Annotated in this window: 12 protein-coding genes; 8 read left to right on the top strand and 4 right to left on the bottom strand. The window is 39.7% G+C overall.

Annotated features, from left to right (window positions below; all coding sequences use genetic code 11):
• The 3 genes from LV92_RS18100 to miaB form a co-directional block, all read right to left on the bottom strand.
• The gene (locus LV92_RS18100) at positions 1–519 is read right to left on the bottom strand and encodes an LptE family protein (protein ID WP_111625009.1); all 519 of its coding nucleotides are present in this window, start codon (positions 517–519) and stop codon (positions 1–3) included.
• 91 nt (positions 520–610) lie between these two features.
• On the bottom strand, positions 611–1,879 hold the full coding sequence (locus LV92_RS18095) for a sigma-54 interaction domain-containing protein (protein ID WP_111625008.1): 1,269 nt from the start codon (positions 1,877–1,879) through the stop codon (positions 611–613).
• 3 nt (positions 1,880–1,882) lie between these two features.
• Positions 1,883–3,328, bottom strand: a complete 1,446-nt coding sequence (gene miaB, locus LV92_RS18090) for a tRNA (N6-isopentenyl adenosine(37)-C2)-methylthiotransferase MiaB (protein ID WP_111625086.1) — start codon at positions 3,326–3,328, stop codon at positions 1,883–1,885.
• 156 nt (positions 3,329–3,484) lie between these two features.
• Between miaB and LV92_RS18085 the strand changes: the two genes are divergently transcribed.
• The 8 genes from LV92_RS18085 to LV92_RS18050 all read left to right on the top strand — a co-directional run bounded on the left by LV92_RS18085 (position 3,485) and on the right by LV92_RS18050 (position 14,585).
• Positions 3,485–4,732: an LVIVD repeat-containing protein gene (locus LV92_RS18085; protein ID WP_111625007.1), complete on the top strand. Its 1,248-nt coding sequence runs from the start codon at positions 3,485–3,487 to the stop codon at positions 4,730–4,732.
• Positions 4,733–4,849: 117 nt separating this feature from the next.
• A complete protein-coding gene (gene topA / locus LV92_RS18080) occupies positions 4,850–7,339 on the top strand; it encodes a type I DNA topoisomerase (protein WP_111625006.1) in 2,490 nt (829 codons plus the stop codon).
• A gap of 1 nt (position 7,340) precedes the next feature.
• Entirely contained in the window at positions 7,341–8,498 is a 1,158-nt protein-coding gene (locus LV92_RS18075) for a formimidoylglutamase (RefSeq protein ID WP_111625005.1), read from the top strand.
• A 116-nt stretch (positions 8,499–8,614) separates the two neighbouring features.
• On the top strand, positions 8,615–9,970 hold the full coding sequence (porK, locus tag LV92_RS18070) for a T9SS ring complex lipoprotein PorK/GldK (RefSeq protein WP_111625004.1): 1,356 nt from the start codon (positions 8,615–8,617) through the stop codon (positions 9,968–9,970).
• 85 nt (positions 9,971–10,055) lie between these two features.
• A complete protein-coding gene (gene porL / locus LV92_RS18065; RefSeq protein WP_111625003.1) occupies positions 10,056–10,706 on the top strand; it encodes a type IX secretion system motor protein PorL/GldL in 651 nt (216 codons plus the stop codon).
• 58 nt (positions 10,707–10,764) lie between these two features.
• Complete coding sequence (gene porM, locus LV92_RS18060) at positions 10,765–12,333, top strand: type IX secretion system motor protein PorM/GldM (RefSeq protein ID WP_111625002.1); 1,569 nt, start codon at positions 10,765–10,767, stop codon at positions 12,331–12,333.
• A gap of 106 nt (positions 12,334–12,439) precedes the next feature.
• Complete coding sequence (porN, locus tag LV92_RS18055) at positions 12,440–13,342, top strand: type IX secretion system ring subunit PorN/GldN (RefSeq protein WP_111625001.1); 903 nt, start codon at positions 12,440–12,442, stop codon at positions 13,340–13,342.
• A 187-nt stretch (positions 13,343–13,529) separates the two neighbouring features.
• Entirely contained in the window at positions 13,530–14,585 is a 1,056-nt protein-coding gene (locus LV92_RS18050; protein ID WP_111625000.1) for an NAD(P)/FAD-dependent oxidoreductase, read from the top strand.
• Here the strand turns inward: LV92_RS18050 and LV92_RS18045 are convergent.
• A complete protein-coding gene (locus LV92_RS18045) occupies positions 14,575–14,967 on the bottom strand; it encodes a DUF983 domain-containing protein (protein ID WP_111624999.1) in 393 nt (130 codons plus the stop codon). The two genes, LV92_RS18050 and LV92_RS18045, sit on opposite strands and share 11 nt — an antisense overlap.
• Positions 14,968–15,012 lie beyond the last annotated feature (45 nt).

Genomic DNA, 15,012 nt, shown 5'->3' with positions numbered 1-15,012 from the left:
TTACCAATCTGCCAATGATTTATTAAAAATGTCCTGGGTAATACGTTCAAATATAACCTGATGGGCCTCATCCTTAACACTTGCCAATTGGGAATTGGCCGGATAATCATAGAAGAAGGAAAATCGCTGTTCAAAGTCCACATCCTCTTTGGTGTTGTTAAAGAACCTTACGTTAACGCCAATGCTCAGTCTGTTTTGTGCTGCGTTCTGCTGCGAGGTGGCCGACATTGGGGATATTCGGTATTCCACAATCTCGCCTTCATACAATAAATCCCCGTTGGATTTAACAAGATCCAAACTGGTCTGGTTCAATATCAGGTCCTGTAGGGACAGTGTAAAATCCCTATCCATTCCCGGTTCAAAGGTAGATCCGGGATTCTGGGAAGCGTAGTTCTGAAAATAATTGACCTGAAAGGTTTTTGCCGTTCCCACATCGCCCCCGGTAAAGTTGTAAATACCACAACCATAAATGCAGGTTGTTAATACCAGTAGAATTATAAGATTTTTTGCTTTAAACATTCATTCGTTTTTTTCTGTATTCTCTTTTTTTATTTTTTTTTGCTTACTGCTTACTGCTTACTGCTTACTGCTTACTGCTTACTGCTTACTGTTAAAGGTCGTACTGTTTTATTTTACGATAAAGGGTGCGTTCCGAGATGCCCAATTCTGCTGAGGCTGCTTTTCTTTTGCCCTTATTTCGTTCCAAGGATTTTTTTATGAGCTCTATTTCCTTATCCTGTAAAGATAGGGTTTCTTCCTCTTGTATTTCCTCTGCAAAATCATACTTATCTACTGGGGGAGTTTTAACAATCGGTTTTTCTGAATACGGCTCGGGAAGTTGTAGAATTTTACTGGGACTTTCCTCTTGTTCCGTATATTCCTCCTCGTCATCCCCATAGATCTTACGGATAAGATTTTCGTTTTCTTCCTGTACTTTCTCACTGTCGTTGTGTTTAAGCAACTCCAATGTTAATTTCTTTAAATCGTTCAGGTCGCCTTTCATATCAAAAAGCACCTTGTACAATATCTCCCTTTCCGTACTAAAGTCCCCCTCTTTTTTTTCTTTTCCCACTATGGCGGGCAGGTTGCTATTACTTGAATTTGGGAGGTAACCATTTAAGGTGGCCAAGGTAATAAGCCTACTTTCCTCCAATACTGAAACCTGTTCCGCAATATTCCTCAACTGACGAATGTTTCCCGGCCATCTGTACTTTAAAAGTAGTTGCACGGCATCGTCATCCAAGCGAATCGTAGGCATTTTATATTTCTGCCCAAAATCCGATGCAAATTTCCGAAATAATAGATGGATGTCCTCTTTACGTTCCCTTAATGGGGGAATGTTGATTTCTACAGTGCTTAGGCGATAATACAGGTCTTCCCTGAATTTTTCCTTTTTTATGGCCTCGAACATGTTAACATTGGTAGCGGCCACTATTCTGACATCTGTTTTTTGGACCTGGGAAGATCCTACTTTTAAAAATTCCCCATTTTCCAAAACCCTCAAAAGACGTACTTGGGTGGTAAGGGGAAGTTCCCCAACCTCATCCAAAAAAATGGTACCGCCATCGGCTACCTCAAAATACCCACTCCTGGTAGCTGTTGCTCCCGTAAAAGCCCCTTTTTCGTGACCAAATAGTTCACTATCGATGGTGCCTTCCGGTATGGCACCACAGTTGACTGCAATGTACTTGGCATGTTTTCTATGGGAAAGGGAATGTATAATTTTTGGAATGGCCTCTTTACCAACGCCGCTTTCCCCCGTAACCAATACAGAGATGTCCGTAGGTGCCACCTGAATGGCCTTTTCAATGGCACGATTAAGTTTTACATCATTGCCAATGATTTCAAAGCGCTGTTTTATTGATTGAATCGATTCCATTATTTAATTGTTGTTGGATAGCCCCAACGGCATTCCTATTAGGGTACCGGAGGTGCAATCGGTAATTTCGACATTCACAAAATCGCCTATTTTATAATTTTCCTTTGGGAATACCACTACAAAACTTTGGGAGTTCCTTCCCATCCAATCCAAATCGGATTTTTTGGAGGATCCCTCGATGAGAACTTCGACAGTTTTTCCAAGCTGTTGCTTGCTCCTAAAATGGCTGTGTTCCCTTTGAAGGGCAATGATTTCCGTAAGTCTTCTGTTTTTGACCTCTTGCGCTACGTCATCCACCATGTTTCTGGCTGCAGCCGTCCCGGGCCTTTCGGAATAGGCATACATATATCCATAATCATACTTAATCTCTTCCATTAAGGAAAGGGTATCCTGATGATCTTCTTCTGTTTCGGTTGGAAATCCTGTGATCATGTCCTGTGAGACGGTGCAATCTGGGATTATTTCTTTTATATTCTTTACTAGTTCCAGGTATTCTTCCCTGGTGTGCAATCTGTTCATTTCCTTTAGGATCCTGTTGCTGCCACTTTGCACTGGTAAATGAATATAATTACAGATGTTTGAATATTTTGCTACGACCCTAACCGCATCCAATGTCATATCCTGCGGATTGGAAGTGGAAAACCGGATACGTATTTTGGGTTGAGCCAAAGCCACCATCTCCAATAGATTCGAGAAACTTACAGCTGTGGCTTTTTGCATTTCCGACGCTTTGTCGAATCCTTTTTTTAATCCGCCCCCATACCACAGGTAACTGTCCACATTTTGCCCTAAGAGGGTAATTTCCTTAAATCCTTTATCGGCAAGGTCGTTTACTTCTTCCAGTATGGATTGTGGATCCCTGCTTCGTTCCCGTCCCCGTGTAAAGGGCACTACGCAAAAGGTACACATATTGTCACAACCTCGGGTAATGGATACAAAGGCGGTAACGCCGTTGGTATTGAGTCGTACCGGCGATATATCTCCATAGGTTTCTTCTTTGGATAGGATTACGTTTACTGCATTTCTGCCATCGTCCACCTCTTGGATAAGATTGGGCAAGTCCTTGTAGGCGTCCGGGCCTACTACCATATCCACAATTTTCTCCTCTTCCAATAATTTGGTTTTTAGCCTCTCGGCCATGCATCCAAGAACCCCCACCTTCATATGTGGTCTGTGCCTTTTTACTGCATTAAATTTTTCCAATCTCTTGCGAATGGTAAGTTCTGCTTTTTCCCGAATAGAACAGGTGTTGACCAACACCAAGTCGGCATCTTCCAAATTCGGAGTAGTACTAAAGCCTTCGTTGGACAGTATGGATGCGACAATTTCACTATCCGAAAAATTCATGGCACAGCCATAGCTTTCTATGTATAGTTTTCTAGTACCGTTTTCTTTTACCGCAAGGGTAATGGCAGTTCCTTGAACAGATTCATCTATAATCTTCTCCATTTTATTATGCATTCAACCTCATCTTTAAGAGTGTGCAAAGATAGTATTATATGGCTAAATATGACATATTGACAGTTAAATATTTATCAAAAATCAACGCAACTTTTTGGGTTAAGGGGCATCTTTCTAAAGGTGACCCCGTAAAATTATATTAGTATGAGAAGGACAATTCTACTTTTGTTTGTGTTGACTGCCCTTGGGTTTGTTTCCTGTAATGATGAGGATGACGGTAAATATGCGGAGTATTTGGTAGCGAAACCTTTAAAGATGAGCAAGGCCGATTTTAAAATGGCGATAGATGTCATAGCCCCTATCCCTATGGATGAATCCGGAAAAATATATGTCTATGGCGATTTTATATTCGTCAATGAGAAATATAAAGGGGTTCATGTCATTGATAATTCTGACCCCACAACTCCCAAAAAAATAGCCTTTATTAAAATACCGGGCAACGTAGATGTTTCTGTAAAGGGAAATTACCTATATGCTGATAGTATTACGGATTTGATAGTATTGGATATATCGGATATCAATAAGATTAAAACGGTAAACCGCTTGGAAAATGTTCTGAGGGACAATGTAATTTTCCCTTTTGAGGTAGATATTTATGAGTGGCAGGATATAGATTATGAAAATGATATTGTGATCGGATGGGAAACCGTAAAGGAGAGAAGGTTGATAGAAGAAGTGCAGGTGGATTTTTCACGTGAGTTTGATGTAATGCTTTCGAATGCCGCCCAGAATTCCGCTCCAATAGGGCAGGGTGGTTCCTTGGCACGCTTTAAGATCGTAAATGATTATTTATACGCTGTGGACAGTCATAATATAAATGTATTCAACATTGAAGATCTGGAAAACCCCAAGGATCTGGATGACGTATATGCCGGATTCGATATTGAAACTATTTTTAACAGGGGAGACCAATTATTTTTAGGCAGTATGAGGGGGATGTATATTTATGATATTTCTTCTCCGGCTACCCCTAGCTTGATTTCTGAATTTGAACACGGTACAGCCTGTGACCCAGTTGTGGTTGATGGAGATTATGCTTTTGTAACTCTAAGGGGCGGAAATATGTGCGGTGCTACGGAGAGTGGACTTTTTATTGTGGACATTTCGGATATCACCAATCCTGAATTGGTTAAGACCTATCCCATGGACGGTCCTTATGGCCTGGGAGTTAAGGATGAAAAGCTATTTGTGTGCGACGGGGCTTCAGGACTTAAGGTCTATGATAAGACCAATGTTCAGGATTTGGTACAGCTTAACCATTTTAAGGATATAGATACTTTTGATGTTATTCCCATGGAGGATAATTTATTGATGATCGGGGAGAAAGTTCTATATCAATATGAATATCTGGAGAATAAAATTAAGCTGATCAGCACATTTAAGCTTAATTAATTTCTTCGAAATATATTAAAACACCCCTTAAAATAGGGGTGTTTTTTTATGGTGGCACAAATGAAAATCCATTAAATAAAAAAATTGATATACTTTTGTGTCACCAAAAACTAGTTAATGGCAAAGAATTTAGTAATCGTAGAGTCCCCGGCTAAAGCAAAAACAATTGAAAAATTTTTAGGAAAGGATTATAAGGTAGAGTCCAGTTTTGGACATATTGCCGATTTACCTTCCAAAGAATTGGGAGTGGATGTGGATAATAATTTCGCCCCAAAATATATTGTAGACAAGGACAAAAAGGCCCTTGTGAAAAAGCTTAAGGATTTGGCGGACAAAGCGGATACCATATGGCTTGCGAGTGATGAAGACCGTGAAGGGGAGGCAATTTCTTGGCATTTGGCAGAGGAGTTGAAATTGGACAAGAATAAAACGAAGCGGATAGTTTTTAACTCCATTACCAAATCTGCCATTCAAAAAGCCATTGAAAATCCTAGGGAAATTAATTACGATTTGGTGAACGCCCAACAGGCAAGACGAATTTTGGATAGATTGGTGGGTTACGAACTTTCTCCCGTCTTGTGGAAAAAAATTAAACCGGGATTATCTGCCGGTAGGGTTCAATCCGTTGCGGTGAGATTAATTGTAGAAAGAGAACGGGAAATAGAGGCTTTTAATCCAGAAGCGGCTTTTAGGATATCTGCCGAGTTTAAAACCAATGAGGGAAGTATTTTTACGGCCAAGTTAAATAAGACCTATTCCAGCCAGAAAGAGGCGGAAGCGTTCTTAAAGGAAAATATTGGAGCAAATTTTTCGGTCGCCAATCTGGATAAGAAACCGGCCAAAAAATCGCCCGCAGCACCATTTACAACTTCAACACTGCAACAGGAAGCCTCCAGAAAATTGTATTTTTCGGTTTCAAGGACTATGCAGGTGGCACAACGCCTATACGAGGCGGGGTTAATAACATATATGAGAACGGATAGCGTAAACCTTTCCCAAGATGCTATAGATGCTGCAAAGGATGCTATTATAAGTAATTACGGCAAGGAATACAGTAAGGTCCGGAATTTTACAGGAAAATCCAAAGGAGCACAGGAAGCACATGAGGCTATCCGCCCTACGGAAATGACCAATCAGTCTCCCTCCTTGGAAAGGGATCAATCCAAATTATACGAGCTTATATGGAAACGTACCCTGGCCTCACAAATGAGTGATGCGGAATTGGAGCGTACCAATGTTAAAATAAAAGCCAATACCCACAAGGAAGAATTTACGGCCAACGGGGAGGTAATTAAATTTGATGGTTTCCTGAAGGTCTATTTGGAAGGAACCGATGAGGAGGATATAAATGAAGAGCAGGAGGGAATGCTTCCGGCTATGAAGGAAGGTGAAAAACTCCTAAATAATTATATAACGGCAACAGAACGTTTTTCCAGGGCACCCTATAGATATACTGAAGCCTCTTTGGTTAAAAAACTGGAAGAGCTTGGAATTGGAAGACCTTCTACCTATGCACCTACAATTTCCACTATTCAGAATAGAGGTTATGTAGAAAAGGGTACTATTGAGGGCACCGAAAGAAATTATGTACAACTACTGTTGAAATCCGATAAATTGACCACTAAGGATTTAAAGGAAAATGTGGGTTCTGATAAAGGGAAAATGGTGCCTACGGATATAGGAATAATAGTAACCGACTTTTTGGTAGGACATTTTGAAACAATTTTGGATTATAATTTTACCGCTAAAGTGGAAGAGGATTTTGATGAGATTGCATCGGGTGATGAGGATTGGCAAAAAGTATTGAAGGATTTTTATGGGGATTTTCATCCCAAGGTCTTGGATGTGGAGGAAAATGCGGATAGGGCCAGTGGTGAACGTGTTTTGGGAACAGATCCCAAGACGGGAAAACAGGTTTCGGTTAGATTGGGCCGTTTTGGGCCTATGGTACAGGTAGGAACCGTAGATGACGAGGAAAAACCGTCGTTTGCCAGTCTGTTACCGGACCAGTCCTTAAATACCATCAGCTACGAAGAAGCTATGGACCTGTTTAAATTGCCAAGAAAGCTGGGGGTTTATGAAGGTGAAGATGTAGAGGCCAATGTAGGCCGCTTTGGTCCTTATATAAGGTTTGGTAAAAAGTTTGTTTCGTTGGGCAAGGATGAAAATGCCATGGAGATAGACATGGATAGGGCAGTAGAACTAATCAAGGAAAAACAAAAGGCAGATGCCCCTATTGCAACTTATGAGAATAAGGAGGTTACCAAAGGGGTCGGAAGATTTGGTCCATTTATTAAATGGGGCGGAATGTTTATCAATGTTAGTAAGAAATATGATTTTGATAGCCTTTCAAAACAGGATATTGAAGAGATTATAGAAGCCAAAAAACAAAAAGAGATCGATAAATTGGTCCAAGAGTGGCCAGAAGAAGGTATTAGAATAGAAAAAGCGAGATGGGGAAGGCATACCATTATTAAGGGCAAGGTTAAGGTAGAGGTTTCCAAAGATGTGGATGCCACCAAGATTTCCCTTAAGGAGGCCCAGGAATTAATAGAAAAAAAGACACCTAAGAAAAAAACAAAAGCAAAACCTAAGGCTAAAAAATAATATGGCATTCGATTTTTTAGTACCCGTAAGTGATAGGGTATTGGCCCATTGCGAATTACTTCCGGCCCAAGCATTGGGAAAACACATATATATGCACACTGCTCGGCATGGTCTTCCGGTGCTGGCAAATGTAAGTGTTGCTATACTAGGGGTCAATGAATCTAGAAATGCTTTTGAGAAAAAACCGGAGCGCCTGGATATTTCCGAAATTAGACTACAGTTGTATAATTTAATGATGGGAAACTGGAATTCCTCCATCATAGATTTAGGCGATATTGAGGAAGGGGAGACCGTAGAGGACACCTATTTTGTCGTCAAGGAAATAGTTGCCGGCCTGCTGGAAGAAAATATTATCCCTATTGTTATTGGTGCAACCCAAGACATTACCTATCCTACATATAGGGCTTTTGACGGTCTTAAAAATATGGTTAATCTAGTGTCCATAGACAGTAGGTTCGACTTTGGGATGGACGAAGAACTTATTTCTTCCCATTCCTATATGAGTAAAATAATTACCGAAAAGCCCAACAATCTATTTAATTTCTCCAATATTGGCTATCAAAGCTATTTCAATTCTCAAGAAGAATTGGATTTAATGGAGCGACTTTTTTTTGATTCCTATAGGTTGGGCGAATTAATTTCCAATATAACCTTGGCAGAGCCAGTGCTGCGGAATGCACATGTGGTTAGTTTGGATGCACGGGCCATACGTGCGGCAGATATAGGGTATTCCAGAAATTTTTCTCCCAACGGTTTTAACGGAAGGGAAATCTGTGCCATAGCAAGATATGCCGGAATTAGCGACAATGTATCCGTTTTTGGAATTTACGAATGCGAAAATAGCAATCAATCCTTTCAACTTGTTGCCCAAATAATTTGGTATTTTATTGAGGGCCTAAACTTTAGGATCCAAGAGACTCCCAATAGTAATAGTAACGACTTCACCAAGTATACCGTACCTACCGAGGATGAGTCCCTCGTTTTTTATAAAAGCCATCTCAGCGAAAGATGGTGGGTAGAGGTACCTTCAATTTTAACTTCACATACTAAAACAAATTCACCCGCGTTATTACCATGCACTGAATTGGATTATCTGGATGCATGTAATCAAAATATTCCTGAGCGGTGGTTTAAAGCCTACAAAAAAGGGTTTAATTGAAATAATAAATTTAGGGTATAAAAACAATTTTTATACAATAAATTATTTAAAAATAAGTTTTAGAGAATAATACTTGTGTTTGCATTTATAATCATAATCGAAATTTAACCTAACGTATGAAGAAGCTATTGTTGTCATCTATAGCATTTGTTTTTTTACTCTCAAGTTGCGGGTCCAAAACAAAAGGAGAGCTGGTCGGAGCTCAAGGAAAAAAGTGGTATCCTGAAAAACCCTATGGTATGGAATTGATTCCTAGAGGAGCATTCATCATGGGTAAGAGTGAGGAAGATCAGGCTAAGGTACTAAACGCCCCGACAAAGACTGTAACTGTTCGATCTTTCTACATGGATGATACCGAAATTACGAATAGTGAATATCGTCAATTTGTAGAATGGGTAAAAGACTCCATTGCAAGAACCAATTTGGCTATTTTGGCCGATGAGTTGGGATTGGGTCCAGAAGATGGAGGTATAGGAGACTATGCCTTTAAGGATGCCGATACCACAAGATTGTCTGCCTACGACAAGTATATGCTGAACAATTATGCCGGTATGGGAGAAACAGGCTACGAGGGTAGGGCATTGGACAGAAAACAGAGCTTAACATGGGATACATCCAAATATCCGGATGAGTATTATGCCGAGGTTATGGATTCATTGTATATTTCCCAGGAGGAATCCTATAATGGCCAACGACATATAGATGTTACCAAATTGAAATACAAATATACCTGGATGGATATTGAGGCTGCGGCCCGTGCCAAAAAGGGAAATAGAAAGAATTTTATAAAACAGGAAGAACTGGAAATTTATCCGGATACTACGGTATGGATAAAGGATTTCTCCTACTCTTATAATGAGCCAATGCACAACGATTACTTCTGGCACGATGCCTATAGTGATTATCCTGTGGTAGGTGTTTCTTGGCAACAGGCACAGGCCTTTTGTAACTGGAGGACCAAGTTCAAGAACGACGATCAAAAAAGTAGGGGTAAGCAATTTGTCAACCGCTTTAGATTACCTACCGAAGCGGAATGGGAATATGCTGCAAGAGGAGGTATAGAAGGAGGAACATACCCATGGGGAGGACCTTATGTAATTAGTGATACCGGGTGTTTTATGGCCAACTTTAAACCACAGCGTGGGGATTATGCGGCGGATCAAGCCTTGTATACGGTAGAGGCAAAGGCCTATGAGCCCAACGATTATAACCTTTATAATATGGCAGGTAACGTTTCCGAATGGACCAATAGTAGCTATGACCCAAATTCATATGAATATGTGTCCACTATGAATCCAAATGCGGAATCTACACAAAACGCCAGAAAAGTTATACGAGGTGGATCTTGGAAAGATGTTGCTTATTTCCTACAGGTAAGCACCAGAGATTATGAATACCAGGATTCGGCACGTAGTTATATCGGTTTTAGAACCGTACAGGATTATATGGGAGAGGAAGACTCTACCAATTAAAATATAAAATAAAGAAGACCTTTATATTGAATCAAACGTTAAACCAAATACTTATTATTAACATTACTTAATTAAATTTAAAATTATGGCACAGTCAAAATCAACTAAGAAATTATTTAACATGGCCTACGGCCTTGGTGCATCTGTAGTAATTATAGGAGCATTGTTTAAGATCCTTCACTGGCAATTTGGCCCACTTACGGGAGGATTGTTATTGGCAATCGGTCTTATTACCGAAGCATTAATTTTTGCTATCAGTGCATTTGAACCAGTAGATGACGAATACGATTGGTCATTGGTGTACCCGGAATTAAATGGAGGTGCTACCGCTGGAAAATCAAATTCCAAAGCTGAACTGAAAGAGGCAGAAGCTTCTTTATCCAAAAAATTGGATGATTTGTTAAAAGAAGCCGGTGTAGATGCCAACCTTATGGAAAGTCTTGGATCTAGCATTAGAAACTTTGAAGGTGCTGCCAAAGGTATAGCTCCTACTGTTGATGCTATGGAATCTACTAAAAAGTATTCTGATGAAATGGTACAAGCTGCCGCTCAAATGGAATCTTTGAACAGTCTTTATAAAGTACAATTGGAAAGCGCAAGCAGACAAGCTTCCATCAACGAGGAAGTGGTACAGAATTCAAGTGCCCTTAAAGATCAAATGGAATCTTTGGCAACCAACCTTTCTTCTTTGAACGGAGTTTACGGTGGTATGTTATCTGCAATGAATAGAAACTAATTAGTTAAAATTCAATAACCAAACCCAAATCAATTAATAATTAAAACTAATTAGAAAAATGGCAGGAGGAAAAGCAACACCACGTCAGAAGATGATCAACCTAATGTACTTGATCTTCATCGCGATGTTGGCCTTAAATATGGGAAAAGAAGTTCTATCGGCTTTCGGTCTTATGAACGAAAAGTTAGAAGCTTCTAACGTAAAAACCACGGAAAACAATACGGCTTTCCTAAGTGGTCTTGAAACCAAAGCATCTGAAAATGCTGAGAAATTTGGCCCTCTTTTGGAGGATGCCAAGAAAATAAAGGAATTGTCTTCAGAGTATTACCTATACTTGGAAAACTTGAAAAAGGAGATGATGGCCGATGTTGATGATCCAAAAGATTATCAAGTTATGGATAAGACCGATTATTTAGATCAACGTTTTTTCCAAGGAGACCAACTTGGAGCGGATGGTAAAGAGTTCTTGGATCGCTTGGTAAACTATCGTACCCAGATTGCTGCAGTTATGCCTAAGGAATTGGAGTCTGTAAAGTCTTCTGTAAATTCTAGGTTCGAAACTGGAGATGAGAACGGTAAGGTTGAAAAAAGGGATGGTTCCAAGCAAGATTGGTTGAACTATAACTTTGAAGGTTATCCGTTAGTAGCTTCTTTGACCAAGATCACTTCACTTCAGGCCGATATTAAGGCTACCGAGGAGGATGCTCTAAAAGCTATGCTTCAAGGACAGTTGAGCAGTGAGGTTTCTATGACCAATTATACCACTTTGTTGGAGCAAGAGAAATCTGCTTTTTATGCAGGTGAAAAATTTGCAGGAAATATTGTATTGGGTCGTAAAGATGCCACTACAAAACCTAACGAAGTTAACTTGACCCTAGATGGTAGAAAGTTAAGTGAAGGTACCGATTATGTAATCGAGGACGGTAAGGTAAGATTGACCGTAAGTGCTGGAAGTGCTGGTGATCATAAGATTGCAGGTAACTTGGTATTTATGCAAGATGGAGAGCGTACAGAAGTGCCAGTATCCTCTACATTTGCCACTATTACCAAACCAAATGCTGCCGTTATTTCAGCTGATAAAATGAATGTTGTTTATCGTGGTGTTTCAAACCCTATAACCATATCCATTCCTGGTATTCCTGATAACAATGTATCTGCATCCGCTCCAGGGCTTAGTAAGCAGAGTGGAAGTAAATACGCTATGAATCCTGGTACAGGTAGAACTGTTTCTATAACTGCTTCAGGTAAATTACCTGATGGACAAATGATCAAAACTTCGTCCGAGTTTAGGATTAAGGATATTCCAAGACCTTCAGGATCTGTAAGAGGAGAATCTGGAAGTGCTAAAATGGGTAAAAACAACCTAGAGATTTCTACTATTGGAGCTCTATTGGAAGACTTTGATTTTGATCTTAACCTTGCGGTTAGTGGATTCAAATTTAAAGTACCAGGACAGCCTACAGTAGATGTAAACGGAAACAAATTGGATGAAAGAGCCAAGTCTGCGCTTAAAAGGGCAGGTCGTGGAGATGCCGTTCAAATATTTGATATCGAAGCCTACATTACTAACAATAAAGGCTATAAGCTTAAAAAAGTATCTCCGGTTGTTGTGGAGATAACAAACTAGTAAAAATGTTGTGAAACGGCCATGGCAAATTAAGAATGTTTACCATGGCTAATTCACCAGTCCAACTTCGGTGGGACTGAAGATTAAAAACAATAAATTTAAACAGATGAATTGGAAAAATGTTTTATTAATTGGAGTAGTGGTCCTGTTACCATTGTCTATTTCCGCCCAGGCTAATATTTTAAATGCCAAATTACCGGAAGAGATAGGGAAGAAGACGGAAGCGCAAATTGCTAAAGATAATGACGCTCCTTTACCTTACGCTTACGTAGACGACAGGGATATTCTCTGGTCCAAAACCATTTGGGAAGTGATCGACTTGGACGAGCGTGTTAATTTTCCACTTTATTATCCTTTAGATACCATTGATATAGGTCCTGATAGAAGGTCTTTATACGATGTGTTGATCAAGAATATAAAAAATGGAAAATTGGAAGACGTCTATGTAGATTCCTATTTTACCGAAAAAAGAAAGTTCAGCGATTTGGCTGCAACTTTGCAAAAAGTAGATACTACAGACTACGGATACGAGCAATATAATGCGGGAGAGCCTATTTCTCCTGAATATATTAATCGTAGGAACCTTGTTGCTGCCGATTTGGAGGAGTACCTTGTTAAAGGAATCTGGTATTTCGACAAAAGATTGGGTGAATTAAAATACCGATTGTTGGGTATTGCACCTGTAGCTCCCGACGTTAACTTTATAGACGATGAGTCTATGGATTTGGCCGAGGCAAAAGTTCCATTGTTTTGGGTATGGTATCCTAGTGCAAGACAGATATTACATGAGGCCAAAGTGTTTAATCAACGAAATTCCGCACAGCCTATTTCTTTTGATATGTTGTTGAATGCAAGAAGATTCAATGCAACGATCTATAAGGAAGATAACGTGCATGGAGATCGTGAGGTTAAGGACTATATAGCTGATAATGCCTTGTTCCAATTATTGGAATCCAAACGTATTAAAGAGGTTATCCGAGATAGAGAACAAGATATGTGGGCCTACTAGCCTTAATAATATTCCAATTCACATATAAAGCTAAGCGCCACATCCTAAGATGTGGCGCTTCCTTTTTTAACAGATTTATATTTTACTTTAAATCATTGCATAGTGAAGAATGGTGCTTTTATAGAAAGCAGGATGATTAATATTTCAATTTGATGAAGATTTAGATTTCCTTCTCTACTTTTGCAAAATGGTAGATTATCTAATTGTGGGTCTGGGCTTGGCCGGTATTTCCTTTTGCGAAGTATTGGAGATAAATAAAAAATCTTTTAAAGTAATCAGTGATGATTCCCAAACCTCTTCCGTAGTAGCAGGTGGACTGTACAATCCGGTTACCCTTAAGCGCTTTACATTGGCCTGGAATGCCAAAGAACAGTTAGACTTGGCCATTCCCTTCTATTCCGAATTGGAAAAGAAATTAAATGTCCAATTGGATTACAAGATTCCGATCCTGAGACGTTTTGCCAGTATAAATGAACAGAACCTTTGGTTTGAAGCTTCGGACAAACCGAATTTGGGCCATTTTGTGGCCCCAAAAATACTTTCCAATCATAATCCCAGTATCGAAGCTCCCTATGGCTATGGGGAGGTAATGCATACGGGAAGGATAGATACTGCCGTTTTACTTTTGCACTACGGCAAGTATCTGAGGGATAAAGATGTATTGCTCAGGGAAACCTTTGACTTTGAAGCCCTAACGCTACAGGACGGATTTGTGGAATATCATGGTACAAAGGCTAGAAACATAGTTTTTGCAACAGGGTTTGGGATCAAAAACAACCCATATTTCAATTATTTGCCGCTCAACGGTACCAAAGGGGAATTGTTGAGTATCAAGGCACCGGCCTTAAAAGAGGAGAGGGTTATAAAATCGTCTGTTTTTATTATTCCCTTGGGCAATGATATGTATAGAGTGGGTGCTACCTATAAATGGAAAGATAAAAGCAATACTCCCACCGAAGAATGCAAACAGGAGCTTTTGCAAAAGTTGAATACTTTTCTAAGATGTCCTTATGAAGTTATTGATCATGTTGCTGGCATTAGGCCAACGGTGAGTGATAGGAAGCCACTAGTAGGCAGGCATCCCCAACATGAAAACATGTATTTACTAAATGGATTGGGTTCCCGTGGGGTTATGATTGCCCCTATGGCGTCCATACAACTTTATGCCTTAATAGAAAATAAAGAGGCTATGGCGCCCGAAATGGACCTATCGCGTTTTACCAAGAAGCATTTTAGGAACTGATCTTAGTAGTGGCCTTTGGGTCGTATTTTATGAAGAAATTGATCCAAATGTTTCGTGATACCCTAATGATAAATGGCATAAACACGATCATCGTAGCAATGATGGCAATAAAGGTATTTATTAAGGTAGCTTGGAAAAATAAAAAAGCAATTACGAAAGCGGCTACGGCAAAGGCTACACCTACACCATAACTAACATACATGGCCCCGTAAAAAAAAGAGGGTTCTATTTTATATTTGGTACCGCAATGCGAGCAACGCTCGTTCATTTTGAAGATATTGCCCAAATGATATGGGTTTTTGTCCTGATACATACTCTCTTCATGACATTTAGGACAAGTTCCTGTTAAAATGCTGTAGAGTTTGTTTCCTTTTTTTAACATTTGCAAAAAGTTTCTACAAAATTACATTTTTGTAGCATTAATCAG

It is taken from the genome of Arenibacter echinorum (assembly GCF_003259375.1).
GTDB classification, from domain to species: domain Bacteria; phylum Bacteroidota; class Bacteroidia; order Flavobacteriales; family Flavobacteriaceae; genus Arenibacter; species Arenibacter echinorum.
This window is presented reverse-complemented; position numbering and strand designations above follow the sequence as displayed.